The 215-nt window shown below is 30.7% G+C and carries 1 pseudogene; it reads left to right on the top strand.

From position 1 onward, the window contains the following. Positions 1-32: 32 nt before the first annotated feature. A pseudogene (locus V7024_RS08855) lies at positions 33-215 on the top strand (hypothetical protein); the annotation flags it as partial.

The following is a 215-nucleotide window of genomic DNA, read 5'->3' as shown; positions in this document are numbered from 1 at the left end:
GTATAAAATGGGGAACAAAGGATGTGAGTCATTTGCTAAAATCGAAACCATTTATACTGGCATTACTAATATGCATAGCACTATCTATATTTGTCTTTCAAAAAAGGAAAGTAATTTTCCAAGAAGGGAATCCACTACCATTTGCTATAGCTATTTCAAAAATGGTTATTCAAAATAAAGAAATGGTAGCAGTAGAACCAACAGATAATGAATAT

It is taken from the genome of Bacillus sp. JJ864 (assembly GCF_036963045.1).
Lineage (GTDB): Bacteria > Bacillota > Bacilli > Bacillales > Bacillaceae_G > Bacillus_A > Bacillus_A pseudomycoides_C.
This window is presented reverse-complemented; position numbering and strand designations above follow the sequence as displayed.